Below are 12,829 nucleotides of genomic sequence, written 5' to 3'. Positions count from 1 at the left end.
TTGATGCGTCGACCGGCGCGTCAATCGACAAAGCTGCAACGCTGACAACGGCGCGCGACAGGCGGCTGTCCGGCGGCGACCCGCAGCAATCGGGTTCGCCCCGGGCACTTCACGCGCCTGCACGCGACGGTGACGCCTTGCGCAGACCACCGACCGGCCGCCGCATCGCCCGGCGGCCGGTGTCCGGGTCAGCCCGCCCGCGAGGCCGCCGCCACCGCCGTCAGGGCCGTCATGTTGACGATGCCGCGCACGGTGGTGGTGTGGGTGAGGATGTGGACCGGGGCGGCAGCACCCAGCAGGATCGGCCCGACGCTGATGCCCTGGCCGGCCACCACCTTGAGCGCGTTGAGGGTGATGTTGGCCGCGTCCAGGTTCGGCATCACCAGGAGGTTCGCCTCCCCGGTGAGGCGCGAATCCGGAAACACCCGCTCCATCAGCGGCCGGCTCAGCGCCGCGTCGGCCTGCATCTCGCCCTCGACCTCGAGGTCCGGCGCCCGCCCGGTTATGAGCGAGACCGCGCGGCGCATCTTCTCGGCCGACGGGTTGCGGGCGGTGCCGAAGCTCGAATGCGAGACGAGGGCCACCCGCGGGGTCTGGCCGAAGCGCCGCATCTCGGCCGCGGCGAGCAGCGTCATGTCGGCCAGTTCCTCCGCGCCCGGATCGAGGTGGATGTAGGGGTCGCAGATGAACAGCGTGTGCCGCGGCAGCTGCAGCAGGCTCATGGCGGTGAGCGCCTTCACGCCGGGCGCCATGCCGATCACCTCGCGCACGTGGCGCAGGTGGCTGTGATAGGAGCCGGTGCCGCCGCAGAGCAGGCCGTCGACCTTGCCGAGCCCGAGCAGCATCGCGCCCACCAGCGTCGGGTTGCGGCGCGCCTCCGCCAGCGCGACCTCGCGCGACAGGCCGTGGCGCTTGCGCTTCCCGTAATAGCCCTGCGCCGCCTCGGCCTGGAAGACCTCGTCGTCGAGGTCCTGCACGTCGACGTCGCGGCCGACCTCGATGCGCAGGCCCAAGGCCCGCATCTTGTCGGCGATGACCTCGCGCCGGCCGACCAGCACCGGACGGGCGAGGCCCTCGTCGACCACCACTTGGGCCGCGCGCAGCACCCGGTCGTCCTCGCCCTCGGCATAGGCCACGCGGGCGCGGGCGGCCTCGGTCGCCGCGGCGAAGACCGGCTGCATCACCGTGCCGGAGGTGTAGACGAGGCGCTCCAGCGAACGGCGGTAGGCCTCGACGTCGAGCATCGGCTTCGTCGCGACGCCGCTCTCGGTGGCGGCGAGCGCCACGGCCGGCGCCACCTTGGTGATCAGCCGCGGGTCGAACGGGCGCGGGATCAGGTAATCGGGGCCGAAGGCGATGTCCTGCGTGCCGTAGGCCGCCGTCACCACGTCCGACTGCTCGGCGCGGGCGAGTTCGGCGATGGCCTTCACCGCCGCGAGCTTCATCTCCTCGTTGATCGTGGTCGCACCGACATCGAGCGCGCCGCGGAAGATGAACGGGAAGCACAGGACGTTGTTGACCTGGTTCGGATAATCCGACCGGCCGGTGGCGATGATCGCGTCGGGGCGCACGGCCTTGGCGGCCTCCGGCCGGATCTCCGGCTCGGGGTTGGCGAGGGCCAGGATCAGGGGCTTGTCGGCCATGCCCTTGACCATCTCGGGCGTCAGCGCGCCGGCCGCCGAGAGGCCGAGGAAGATGTCGGCGCCCGGCACCGCGTCGGCGAGGGTCCGGGCCTCGGTCGCTTGCGCGTATTGCGCCTTCTGGGCGTCGAGGTTGTTGCGGCCCTGGTAGATCACGCCGCGGCTGTCGGTGACGAGCACCTTCGCCTTGTCGAGGCCGAGGCTGACGAGCAGGTTGAGGCACGCGATGGCGGCGGCCCCGGCACCCGAGCAGACGACGCGCACGTCCTCGATGCGCTTGCCGACCACTTCGAGGCCGTTGAGGATCGCCGCGGCGGCGATGATCGCGGTGCCGTGCTGGTCGTCGTGGAAGACCGGGATCTTCATCCGCTCACGCAGGCGGGTCTCGATCTCGAAGCATTCCGGCGCCTTGATGTCCTCGAGGTTGATGCCCCCGAAGGTCGGCTCCAGGCTCGCGATGATGTCGACGAGCTTGTCCGGGTCGGTCTCGTCGATCTCGATGTCGAAGACGTCGATGCCGGCGAACTTGCGGAACAGGCAGCCCTTGCCCTCCATCACCGGCTTGCCGGCGAGGGCGCCGATATTGCCCAGCCCCAGCACCGCGGTGCCGTTCGAGATCACCGCCACGAGGTTGCCGCGGGAGGTGAGTTCCGCGGCCTGGGCCGGGTCCTTCTCGATGGCGAGGCAGGCCGCGGCGACGCCCGGCGAGTAGGCGAGCGCGAGGTCGCGCTGCGTGCTCATGTCCTTGGTCGGCAGCACCGCGATCTTCCCCGGGGTCGGGAAGCGGTGATAGTCGAGGGCGGCCTTCTCGAGTTGCTCGTCCATGGGGTTCCTCCTGATGGGGGTGGGCTGGCGGCGCGCGGAGCCGTCTCCCGGCCGGCGCCATTCGTGGGCACCGATCGGGATGGCAACGCTCAAGGTTAGGGTCGTGATCCCGCCGGGCTGCGGTGGATCAGGGTCTGTTTCGGCCGCGAGAAGCCGTGGCCGGGACGTGAGATCCCCGCACGGTCGCTCGAATGACTTGGCCTCGAAAGTCGTTTGAAGATTTAGCGCGGGATCTCCCCTCTCCCGTGTGGGAGAGGGGCCGGGGGTGAGGGTGCTACGGTCCTGACTAAAGCTTAAACCGTTGTGCTGGCAGCGATACGGTTCAGACTTCTTGCTGTGCCGTCTCCACCCTCACCCCTACCCCTCTCCCACACGGGAGAGGGGATCCCGCGCTCTACTTGTCCAAGATCGGGTGGGGCGGCAGCGAGGTCGCCGTCCCACCCTGAAGATTGACCTCAATGCGCCTTCTTCTTCGGCATGTAGAGGTCGGTGATCGTGCCCTCGAAGGCCTCGGCCGCCATGCCGACCGTCTCCGACAGGGTCGGGTGCGGGTGGATGGTCATCCCGATATCCTCGGCATCCGCCCCCATCTCGATGGCGAGCGCGGCCTCGGCGATCAGGTCGCCGGCGGACGGGCCGACGATGCCGCAGCCGACGATACGGTTCGATTCCTCGTCGAACAGCACCTTGGTCAGGCCCTCGTCGCGCCCGAGCGACAGCGAGCGTCCGCTCGCCGCCCACGGGAACACGCCCTTGCCGACCTTGATGCCCTTGGCCTTGGCCTCGGTCTCGGACAGGCCGACCCAGGCCACCTCCGGATCGGTATAGGCCACCGACGGGATCACCTTGGCGTCGAAGAACGAGTTCTTGCCCGCGGCGGCTTCCGCCGCGACCTTGCCCTCGTGCACCGCCTTGTGGGCGAGCATCGGCTGGCCGACCACGTCGCCGATGGCGAAGATGTGGCCTGCGGTCGTGCGCATCTGCTTGTCGACCGGGATGAAGCCCCGCTCGTCCACCGCGACGCCGGCGGCTTCCGCGCCGATCAGCTTGCCGTTGGGACGGCGGCCGACCGAGACCAGGATCTTGTCGAAGGTGTCGGTCGCCGGCGCCGAGCCGCCCTCGAACGTCACCTTGAGGCCTTCCGGGGTCGCCTCGACGGCCGTGACCTTGGCCTTGAGGTGGATCGCCTCGTACTGCTTCGAGATCCGCTTGAACAGCGGCGTGACGATGTCCTTGTCGGCGCCCGGGATGATCTGGTCCATCAGCTCGACGATGGTCACCTTGGACCCGAGCGCGTGGTAGACCGTCGCCATCTCGAGGCCGATGATGCCGCCGCCGATGACCAGCAGGCGCTTCGGCACCCCGTCGAGTTCGAGCGCCCCGGTCGAGTCGATCACCCGCGGGTCGTCATGCGGGATGAACGGCATCTTGATCGGCTCGGAGCCGGCCGCGATGACCGCGTTGTCGAAGCCGATGATCTTCTTGGTACCCTCGTGCTCGACCTCGATCTGGTGCGGGCTGACGAAGCGGGCGGTGCCGGTCACCACCGTCACCTTGCGCTGCTTGGCGAGACCCCCGAGGCCGCCGGTCAGGCGCTTGACCACGCCCTCCTTCCAGCTGCGGAGCTGGTCGATGTCGATCTGCGGCGCGGCGAAGCTGATGCCGTGCGAGGCCATCGCCTGGCTCTCGTCGATCACCTTGGCCGCGTGGAGCAGCGCCTTCGAGGGGATGCAGCCGACGTTGAGACAGACCCCGCCGAGGCTCGGCCAGCGCTCGACCAGCACGACCTTCTTGCCGAGATCGGCGGCGCGGAACGCCGCCGTGTAGCCGCCGGGGCCGGCGCCGAGCACCAGTACCTCGGCCCGCATCTCCTCGCCGGAGACCGGGGCCGCGCCCTTCGGGGCGGGAGCGGCGGAGGCTCCCTGCCCGCCGGCGGTGGCGGGCGAGCCGTAGCCCGCCTGGCCCGCACCCGCCGCCAGCGGCGAGCCGCCGGCCGCTGCCGAGGCCGCCTTCTCGGCGACCGCAGGCTTCGCCGGGGCCGCAGCGGCCGCGCCCTCCAGCACCAGGAGCAGATCGCCCTGCGTGACCGTGTCGCCGGGCTTGATCTTCACCTCCGCGACCGTGCCGGCCACGGAGGAGGGGACGTCCATGGTCGCCTTGTCGGATTCCAGGACGACGATGGTGTCGTCGACCGCGATCGTGTCGCCGGCCTTGACCAGCACCTCGATCACCGGGACGTTCTTGAAGTCGCCGATATCCGGCAGACGGACTTCGTTGCTCATCGGATCACCTCGCTGCGTGATTCGTCAGACGACGAGGCGCCGGACGTCCTCGAGGACGTGGGCGAGGTGGCGGGTGAAGCGCGCGGCCAGCGCGCCGTCGATCACGCGGTGGTCGTAGGAGACCGAGAGCGGCAGCATCAGCCGCGGCTTGAACTCGGAGCCGTTCCAGACCGGCGCCATCTTGGAGCGCACCACGCCCAGGATCGCGACCTCGGGAGCGTTGACGAGCGGCGTGAAGCCGGTGCCGCCGATGCCGCCGAGCGACGAGATCGTGAAGGTGGCGCCCTGCATGTCGCCGCTGCCGAGCTTGCCGTCGCGGGCCTTCTTCGACAGCGAGCCGAGTTCCTGGCTGATCTCGACGATGCCCTTGCGGTCGGCGTCCTTGACCACCGGGACGACGAGGCCGTCCGGCGTGTCGACGGCGACGCCGATGTTGTAGTACTTCTTGAGGATCAGCGCGTCCTTCTCGGGGTTCAGCGACGAATTGAACTCCGGGTGCTGGCGCAGCGCCGAGACCGCGGCCTTGATCAGGAACGACAGCAGGGTGACGCGGTAGCCCTTGTCCTTGCCGGCGGTATCGAGCTCCTTGCGGTAGGCGTCGGTCTCGGTGATGTCCGACTCGTCCGAATGGGTGACGAGCGGCACGTTGAGCCAGGCGCGGTGCAGGTGCGGGCCGGAGATCTTCTTGATCCGCGGCAGCGGCTTGACCTCGGTCGGGCCGAACTTCGAGAAGTCGACCGCCGGAATCTCCGGGATGCCCATGCTGCCGGTGGCGACCGCAGTGCCTGCGGCCGGCGCGGGCGCGGCGGAGCGCACCAGCGTGCCCTTCACGTCCTCCTTGGTGATCCGGCCCTTCTCGCCGGAACCCTTGATGCCGTTGAGGTCGACGCCGAGTTCGCGGGCGAGCCGCCGCACGGCGGGGCTGGCATGGACGTTCGAGAAGTCCGGCGCCGACGAGGCCGGAGCGGCCGGGGCCGGGGGAGCGGCGGGCTTCGCCGGGTCCGGCTCCTGCTGCGGCATCAGCGCGGCGGTATCGGCGGACGGGGCGGCGCCGGCGGCAGGCGTGGCCGCCGCGGCGGCGGCCGGGGCCTTCGCCTCGCCCTCGCCCTTCAGCAGCAGGACCGCGCTGCCCTCGCTCACCGTGTCGCCGACCTTGACCAGGATCTTCTCGATCACGCCGGCCGACGGGGAGGGCACCTCCATCGTCGCCTTGTCGGATTCAAGCGACACGATCGGGTCCTCGGCCCCGATGGTGTCACCCTCCTTCACCAGGATCTCGATGATCGGGATGTCCTTAAAATCACCGATATCCGGGATCTTGACCTCGATCGACACTGCGCACTCTCCCAGTTTATTCGCTCAAGATATTTTATGCAGATGGAACTCTTGGCGCGCGAGGCGCCCCATTCCCTGACATCCGCAGGGTCGTCAGGGCGAATCCCTTTGAGAACGAAACGCGGGATCCCCTCTCCCGAGTGGGAGAGGGGTAGGGGTGAGGGTGCTACGGTTCCGCAGAACACTGAACCGTTCCGCTCCGCTGTCAGCACGACGTCACGAGCCCGATTCAGGACCGTAGCACCCTCACCCCCGGCCCCTCTCCCACTCGGGAGAGGGGAGCCCCGCGCCTTATCCTGTCCCGGACACCACCCCTGGGGCATCCGGGAGAGGCGGCCTCGCGCGTCTCAGCCGATCAGACCGTCCAGGGGGCCGGCTTCTCCGGGTTCAGCCCGTACTTGGCGATCGCCTCGGCGACCTTGGCGGCCGGCACGGCGCCCTCCTCGGCCAGGCTCTTGAGCGCCGCGACGACGACCCAGTAGCGGTTGACCTCGAAGAACTCGCGCAGGCGCACCCGGTAATCCGAGCGGCCGAAGCCGTCGGTGCCGAGCACCTTGTAGCGGCCCGGCACGTAGGGGCGGATCTGGTCGGCGAAGAGACGCATGTAGTCGGTCGCCGCGATCACCGGGCCCTGGCGGCCCGACAGGCAGGTCTCGACGTAGGACGTCTTCTGCGTCTCGGTCGGGTGGAGCATGTTCCAGCGCTCCACCGCCATCGCCTCGCGGCGCAACTCCGTGAAGCTCGGGCAGGACCAGATGTCGGCCGCAACGCCGAAATCCTGCTCCAGGAGCTCGGCCCCGGCGATGACCTCGCGCAGGATCGTGCCCGAGCCCATCAGCTGGACGCGGTTCGCGGCGCCGGCCTTGCCCTCGCGGAACAGGTACATCCCCTTGAGGATCCCGGCCTCGGCCCCTTCGGGCATGCCGGGATGCTCGTAGTTCTCGTTCATCACCGTGATGTAGTAGAACACGTCCTCCTGCTCGGCATACATCCGGCGCAGGCCGTCCTGCACGATCACCGCCACCTCGTAGGAGAAGGTCGGGTCGTAGGAGACGCAGTTCGGGATGGTGGCCGAGATCAGGTGGCTGTGCCCGTCCTCGTGCTGGAGGCCCTCGCCGTTCAGCGTCGTGCGGCCGGCGGTGCCGCCGATCATGAAGCCGCGGGCGCGCATGTCGCCGGCGGCCCAGGCGAGGTCGCCGATGCGCTGGAACCCGAACATCGAGTAGTAGATGTAGAACGGGATCGTCGGCGCGTCGGAATGCGAGTACGAGGTCGCGGCCGCGATCCAGGACGACATCGCGCCGGCCTCGTTGATGCCCTCCTGGAGCATCTGGCCCTTCTCGTCCTCGCGGTAGTACATCAGCTGGTTGGCGTCTTCGGGCCGGTAGAGCTGGCCGACCTGGCTGAAGATGCCGAACTGCCGGAACATGCCCTCCATGCCGAAGGTCCGGCTCTCGTCGGGCACGATCGGCACGATGCGGTTGCCGATGTTCTTGTCGCGAAGCAGGGTGTTGAGCACCCGCACGAAGGCCATGGTGGTGGAGATCTCGCGGCCCGCGGTCTCCTTCAGCTGGGCCGAGAAGGCGTCCAGCGGCGGGATCTGAAGCGCCTGAGACTTCGCGCGCCGCGCCGGCAGCGGGCCGCCGAGGGCCTTGCGGCGGGCCATGAGATACTCGTGCTCCGGCGACCCCTCGGGGAAGCGGATGAACGGGATCTCGGCGATCTGGTCGTCGTTGAGGTCGATCTGGAAGCGGTCGCGGAACTGCTTGAGCACCGCCTCGCCCATCTTCTTCTGCTGATGGGTGATGTTCTGCGCCTCACCGGCCTCGCCCATGCCGTAGCCCTTGACGGTCTTGGCGAGGATGAGGGTCGGCTGGCCCTTGTGCTTCACCGCCGCCGAGTAGGCCGCGAACACCTTGCTCGGATCGTGGCCGCCGCGGGTGAGGCGCCAGATGTCCTCGTCGCTCCAGTCCTTCACCAGGGCAGCGGTCTCCGGGTACTTGCCGAAGAAGTGCTCGCGGATGTAGGCGCCGTTCTTCGACTTGAAGTCCTGGTACTCGCCGTCGACGCACTCCTCCATCAGGCGCGCCAGCATGCCGGAGGTGTCGCGGGCGAGGAGCTGGTCCCAGCCCGAGCCCCACAGCACCTTGATGACGTTCCAGCCGGCGCCGCGGAAGTTGGCCTCGAGCTCCTGGACGATCTTGCCGTTGCCGCGCACCGGGCCGTCGAGGCGCTGCAGGTTGCAGTTGATGACGAAGACCAGGTTGTCGAGCTTCTCGCGCGCCGCGAGCGAGATCGCGCCGAGCGATTCCGGCTCGTCCATCTCGCCGTCGCCCATGAAGGCCCAAACCTTACGGCCGTCGGTCTGCGCGAGCCCGCGATGGTGCAGGTAGCGGAGATACCGCGCCTGGTAGATCGCCATCAGGGGGCCGAGGCCCATCGAGACGGTCGGGAACTGCCAGAAATCCGGCATCAGCCAGGGATGGGGATAGGAGGAGAGGCCCTTGCCGCCGACTTCCTGGCGGAAGCTCAGCATCTGCTCCTCGGTCAGGCGCCCTTCCAGGTAGGCGCGGGCGTAGATGCCCGGCGAGGAATGGCCCTGGACGTAGATCAGGTCGCCGCCGCGCTCCCCCTCGGCGCCGTGCCAGAAATGCATGAAGCCGGTGTCGTAGAGGGTCGCGGCGGACTGGAAGCTGGCGATGTGGCCGCCGAGCTCCGACGAATCCTTGTTGTTGCGCAGGATGATCGCGATGGCGTTCCAGCGGATCGCCGAGCGGATGCGGTGCTCGATCACCCGGTCGCCCGGATGGGGGGGCTGCTTGTCGACCGGGATCGTGTTCAGGTACGCCGTATTGGCCGAGTACGGCACCGGCGCGCCCTTCTTGCGGGCGCCCTCGATGACCTGCTCGATGAGGAAGTGCGCCCGGTCCGGGCCTTCGACCTCCAGCACGCCGTCGAGCGAGTCGAGCCACTCCTGGGTCTCGACCGGGTCGAGATCGCGACTGCGTTCCACGTTGTCCTCCCTAAGGTCATACTCGTTTGGTGGGCCGAGCTGCCGCAGGCGTCAGCATCGTTCGTGCCACCGCTATGCTTTCGCAGCTCATCAAGGATTGCAAGGCTTTAGCCGATGCGACGGTCGCGGGCGTTCCGGCGGTTCGCATCGCCTGCATCGGTGCAGTGCGGGAAACCGGAACCACCGCGAAGCGCGGCCGACATCACGAGTCGGACTTGGCCGTCGGCGCGGTCGAGCCGCCGAACCCCTGCTGGAACATCTTGAGGAAAAGATTCTGCATCTGATCGGCATTCTGCGGGAAGACCGAGAACCAGCTGCGCATGATCGCGTCGGGCGAGAACCGGTCCATCTCGGCCAGCATGCGCCGCTCGACCTCGGCCATCACCGCCGCCTGCATCGGTTCCACGTTGGGAAGTCCAACGAACTGGCGGGCCTCGACCGGGGTGCAATCGACCTCGACGCGGAACTTCATCGTACTCTTCCTCCGGGTCCCGGTCCGAGCTTAGAGCACCTTTCGGTCGCGGTGGGAACCGGCCCGGATGCAAAAAACTGCGGTGATATCAACGACCTAGTCTAACACGCGAGGGGACGGCCGCGCGCGCTTCTCCGCCTTGCGGCCTACGACGAAGGTCGTATGCGCCCCCTCGACGATTCCGGCGGCGTTGTAAAGCCACATTGTTACGGGTCGGCCATTCTGTCACCGGCCGTCGCGCCGCTCGCCCGGGGCGTGTCGCTCGCCCAGGGGGCTGCGGCGAGCCGCCGTTCCAGGAACGCCACCAGGGCGGTGACCCGGGCGGGCCGGGCGGCACCCGGCGGCATCAGCAGGTTGAGCCCGACCGGCGGCGGCGACCAGCCCGGCATCACCCGCTCGAGCCGCCCGGCGCGCAGGTCGTCCCAGACCAGGAAGTCGGGCTGCACCGCGAGGCCGAGGCCGGCGCGGAGCGCCGGGGTCAGCGCGTCGGCGTTGTTCGCCCGCAGCCGCCCGGCCGGCGTCACGGTCGCCTCCGCGCCGGTCGCGTCGTGGAAGTGCCAGCGCTCCGGGTTCGGCAGGTAGGCGTAGCCGAGGCAGGCATGGTTCTGGAGCTCGCGCGGATGCCCGGGCCGCCCGGCCCGGTCGAGATAGGCGGGGGCTGCCACCAGCGAGCGGCCGACGGCGCAGAGGCGGCGCAGGCGCAGGCTCGAATCGGCGAGCGCCGCGATGCGCAGGCCGAGGTCGAAGCCGCCGCCGACGAGGTCGACCTGCGCGTCGCTGAGGTGCAGGTCGACCGCGACGTCCGGGTGCGCCGCGAGGAAGTCGGGCAGAAGCGGCGCCACGTGGGCGAGCCCGAACGACATCGGGGCGGCGAGGCGCACGAGGCCCCGCGGCGAGGCCGACTGCGCCAGGGCCTCGGCCTCCGCGGCCTCGCCGGCCGCCAGGATGCGGGCGGCGCCGTCGAGGGCGAGGCGCCCGGCCTCGGTGAGGGCGAGACGGCGCGAGGTGCGGTGCAGGAGGGCGGCGCCGAGGCGCCGTTCGAGCCGGCTCACCGCCTTCGAGACCGTCGCCTTCGACAGGCCGAGCTCGGTCGCGGCGCGGGAGAACGAAGCGGTCTGCGCCACCCGGGCGAAGATCGCCCAGGCCTCGAAATCGGGCAGGGCCATGGCGGCTCCCAGGAGGCTTCTTGCAGAAACGATGGGTTTCGATTGTTTCTATTTCTGGCCGTCGGGGCAAGTCCTAGATTGCCTCCATCGCGGCGGTCCCGACGGATCGCCCTCCAGGAGCCACCGGCCATGACCACGACCGCCACCTCCGCCGGCATCGTCTCGGCGGGCTTGCATCACGTCACCGCCATCTCGGGCCCGGCGCGCCGGAACCTCGACTTCTATACCCGGGTCCTCGGGCTGCGGCTGGTGAAGAAGACCGTCAATTTCGACGATCCCGGCACCTACCACCTCTATTACGGCGACGCGGACGGCGCGCCCGGCACCATCCTGACCTTCTTCCCCTGGGAGCACGTCGCCCCGGGCCGGGTCGGGGTCGGGCAGACCGAGGAGACGGCGTTCCGGGTGTCCGAGGGCTCGATCGGCTACTGGACGCATCGCCTGGTCGCGGCGGGCATCGCCTTCGAGGCGCCGGCCAAGGTCTTCGGCGAGACGGTGCTGCCGTTCCGCGACCCCGACGGGATGCGCCTCGCCCTCGTCGGCGTGCCGGGTGCCGAGGCCGAGCCGGCCTGGAGCGGGTCCGAGGTGCCGCCCGAGCACGCGGTGCGGGGCTTCCACGGCGTCACGCTGATGCTGCGCCACGCCGCTCCCACCGCCCGGGTGCTGACCGAGGTGTTCGGCTTCTCGGAGACCGGGCGCGAGGGCGCGCTCACCCGCTATCGGGGCACGGCCGGGCTCGGAGCGTCCGTCACGCTCCGGGAGGCCGGCGACTTCCTGCCCGGCCGCTCCGGCGGCGGCTCGGTGCACCACGTCGCCTTCCGGGCGGCGGACGATGCGGCGCAAGCCGCGATGGCGGAGCGGGCCGGGGCGCTCGGGCTGCAGGTGACCGAGCAGCGCGACCGCAACTACTTCCGCTCGGTCTACTTCCGCGAGCCCGGCGGCGTGCTGTTCGAGATCGCCACCGACGATCCGGGCTTTTCCGCCGACGAGCCGGCGGAGGCCCTGGGCGCCGACCTGAAGCTGCCGGCCTTCCTCGAGCCGCACCGGGCCGAGATCGAGCGGGTGCTGCCGGCGCTGGCGTGAGGGGCGGCGGCCCGGGCCTGACGGTCCGGGCCGCCCGATAACCACCGGTTAACCAAACATGGTTACCCAAACCTTCCTGGATTTCTGGGAAGCTCGGGTCATGGTGGATCAGAACGACGTCGCCGCCGCGCCGGCCGCGGCACCCTCGACGACAGGCGGTTCCGCGGCCCCGGCCGGGCTTTCCCGGCCGCATTCGTGGCTGAACCCGAAGCTGAAGACGACGACCGCGGCCGGGCTGCTCTGTGCGGCCTGCATCGGCGCGCTCGCCGGCGGCGCCACGGTGGCGCTGATGAACGCCGCCCAGGGCGGCGGGGCCGGCATCCCGCAGGCCGAGTGGGCACGGCTCTCGGGCCGGGTCGAGACCGGGGCCACCGAGGCGACCCGCCTCACCACCGATCTCTCGCTCCTGCGCGACCGCGCAGCACAGGCCCAGGAGGCCGCCGACAAGGGCCGGGTCGAGACCGGCGCCCGCCTCGGGCAGGTCTCCGAGCGGCTGGAGCGGCTGCACCGCCAGGAAGCCGACCTCGCCGGCAAGGTCGTGGCCGTGGCCGACCGCCTCGCCGCCATGGCCGAGCGCCAGGAGCACGCCGACCGCGAGCAGGCGGTCCGCCTCGCGGCCCTCACGGACAAGCTGGAGAAGCGTCAGGCGCCGGTCGCCGCGGCGCCGACGGTTCCGGTGCCGGTGGCCGCCGCTCCCGCCGCGGTGGCGAGCCCGGTCGCGCCCGGTCCCACGGCGCAAAGGCACGTCGCGGCGGCGGAGCCGGCCCTGACCGGCAGCCTGCCCGACAAGCCCGCCGACAAGGCGAAGCCGGCCACCATCGAGACCTGGATCCTCCGCGACGTCTACGACGGGGTGGCGATGATCGAGAACCGCAACCGCCGCTTGGTCGAGGTCGGCCCGGGCGACACGCTGCCCGGTGCCGGTCGGGTCGAGGCGATCGAGCGCCGCGGCAGGAGCTGGGTCGTGGTCACCAGCAAGGGGCTCATCACCCCGCAGGCCTGGTAGGCGCGAC

Annotated in this window: 8 protein-coding genes; 2 read left to right on the top strand and 6 right to left on the bottom strand. The window is 70.1% G+C overall.

Annotated features, from left to right (window positions below):
* Window positions 1–188: 188 nt before the first annotated feature.
* From A5481_RS02025 to A5481_RS02000, 6 genes are all read right to left on the bottom strand, one after another.
* On the bottom strand, window positions 189–2,465 hold the full coding sequence (locus A5481_RS02025) for an NADP-dependent malic enzyme (protein ID WP_048435242.1): 2,277 nt from the start codon (window positions 2,463–2,465) through the stop codon (window positions 189–191).
* A gap of 455 nt (window positions 2,466–2,920) precedes the next feature.
* Window positions 2,921–4,747, bottom strand: coding sequence for a dihydrolipoyl dehydrogenase (lpdA, locus tag A5481_RS02020; RefSeq protein ID WP_048435241.1), 1,827 nt, complete (start codon window positions 4,745–4,747; stop codon window positions 2,921–2,923).
* A 24-nt stretch (window positions 4,748–4,771) separates the two neighbouring features.
* Window positions 4,772–6,082 (bottom strand): dihydrolipoyllysine-residue acetyltransferase, encoded by a 1,311-nt coding sequence (gene aceF, locus A5481_RS02015; protein WP_048435240.1) that lies wholly within the window; start codon window positions 6,080–6,082, stop codon window positions 4,772–4,774.
* A gap of 355 nt (window positions 6,083–6,437) precedes the next feature.
* Window positions 6,438–9,095 (bottom strand): pyruvate dehydrogenase (acetyl-transferring), homodimeric type, encoded by a 2,658-nt coding sequence (aceE, locus tag A5481_RS02010; RefSeq protein ID WP_048435239.1) that lies wholly within the window; start codon window positions 9,093–9,095, stop codon window positions 6,438–6,440.
* A 202-nt stretch (window positions 9,096–9,297) separates the two neighbouring features.
* A complete protein-coding gene (locus tag A5481_RS02005; RefSeq protein WP_048435238.1) occupies window positions 9,298–9,567 on the bottom strand; it encodes a DUF6489 family protein in 270 nt (89 codons plus the stop codon).
* Window positions 9,568–9,773: 206 nt separating this feature from the next.
* Window positions 9,774–10,733 carry a LysR family transcriptional regulator gene (locus A5481_RS02000; protein ID WP_048435237.1) on the bottom strand — a complete coding sequence of 320 codons (960 nt, stop codon included), beginning with the start codon at window positions 10,731–10,733 and terminating at the stop codon, window positions 9,774–9,776.
* 129 nt (window positions 10,734–10,862) lie between these two features.
* On the opposite strand from A5481_RS02000, the gene A5481_RS01995 reads away from it, so the two are divergent.
* Window positions 10,863–11,816, top strand: coding sequence for a ring-cleaving dioxygenase (locus A5481_RS01995; RefSeq protein WP_048435236.1), 954 nt, complete (start codon window positions 10,863–10,865; stop codon window positions 11,814–11,816).
* A gap of 100 nt (window positions 11,817–11,916) precedes the next feature.
* Window positions 11,917–12,822 (top strand): hypothetical protein, encoded by a 906-nt coding sequence (locus A5481_RS01990; RefSeq protein WP_053082445.1) that lies wholly within the window; start codon window positions 11,917–11,919, stop codon window positions 12,820–12,822.
* The last annotated feature ends 7 nt before the right edge of the window (window positions 12,823–12,829 follow it).

This window comes from Methylobacterium platani (assembly GCF_001653715.1).
GTDB classification, from domain to species: domain Bacteria; phylum Pseudomonadota; class Alphaproteobacteria; order Rhizobiales; family Beijerinckiaceae; genus Methylobacterium; species Methylobacterium platani.
This window is presented reverse-complemented; position numbering and strand designations above follow the sequence as displayed.

What these genes read in the sequence shown, in the direction of transcription:
- A5481_RS02025 (WP_048435242.1), bottom strand. Translation starts at nt 2,465, where the DNA reads ATGGACGAGCAACTCGAGAAGGCCGCCCTCGACTATCACCGCTTCCCG.
- lpdA (WP_048435241.1), bottom strand. Translation starts at nt 4,747, where the DNA reads ATGAGCAACGAAGTCCGTCTGCCGGATATCGGCGACTTCAAGAACGTC.
- A5481_RS02005 (WP_048435238.1), bottom strand. Translation starts at nt 9,567, where the DNA reads ATGAAGTTCCGCGTCGAGGTCGATTGCACCCCGGTCGAGGCCCGCCAG.
- A5481_RS02000 (WP_048435237.1), bottom strand. Translation starts at nt 10,733, where the DNA reads ATGGCCCTGCCCGATTTCGAGGCCTGGGCGATCTTCGCCCGGGTGGCG.
- A5481_RS01995 (WP_048435236.1), top strand. Translation starts at nt 10,863, where the DNA reads ATGACCACGACCGCCACCTCCGCCGGCATCGTCTCGGCGGGCTTGCAT.
- A5481_RS01990 (WP_053082445.1), top strand. Translation starts at nt 11,917, where the DNA reads ATGGTGGATCAGAACGACGTCGCCGCCGCGCCGGCCGCGGCACCCTCG.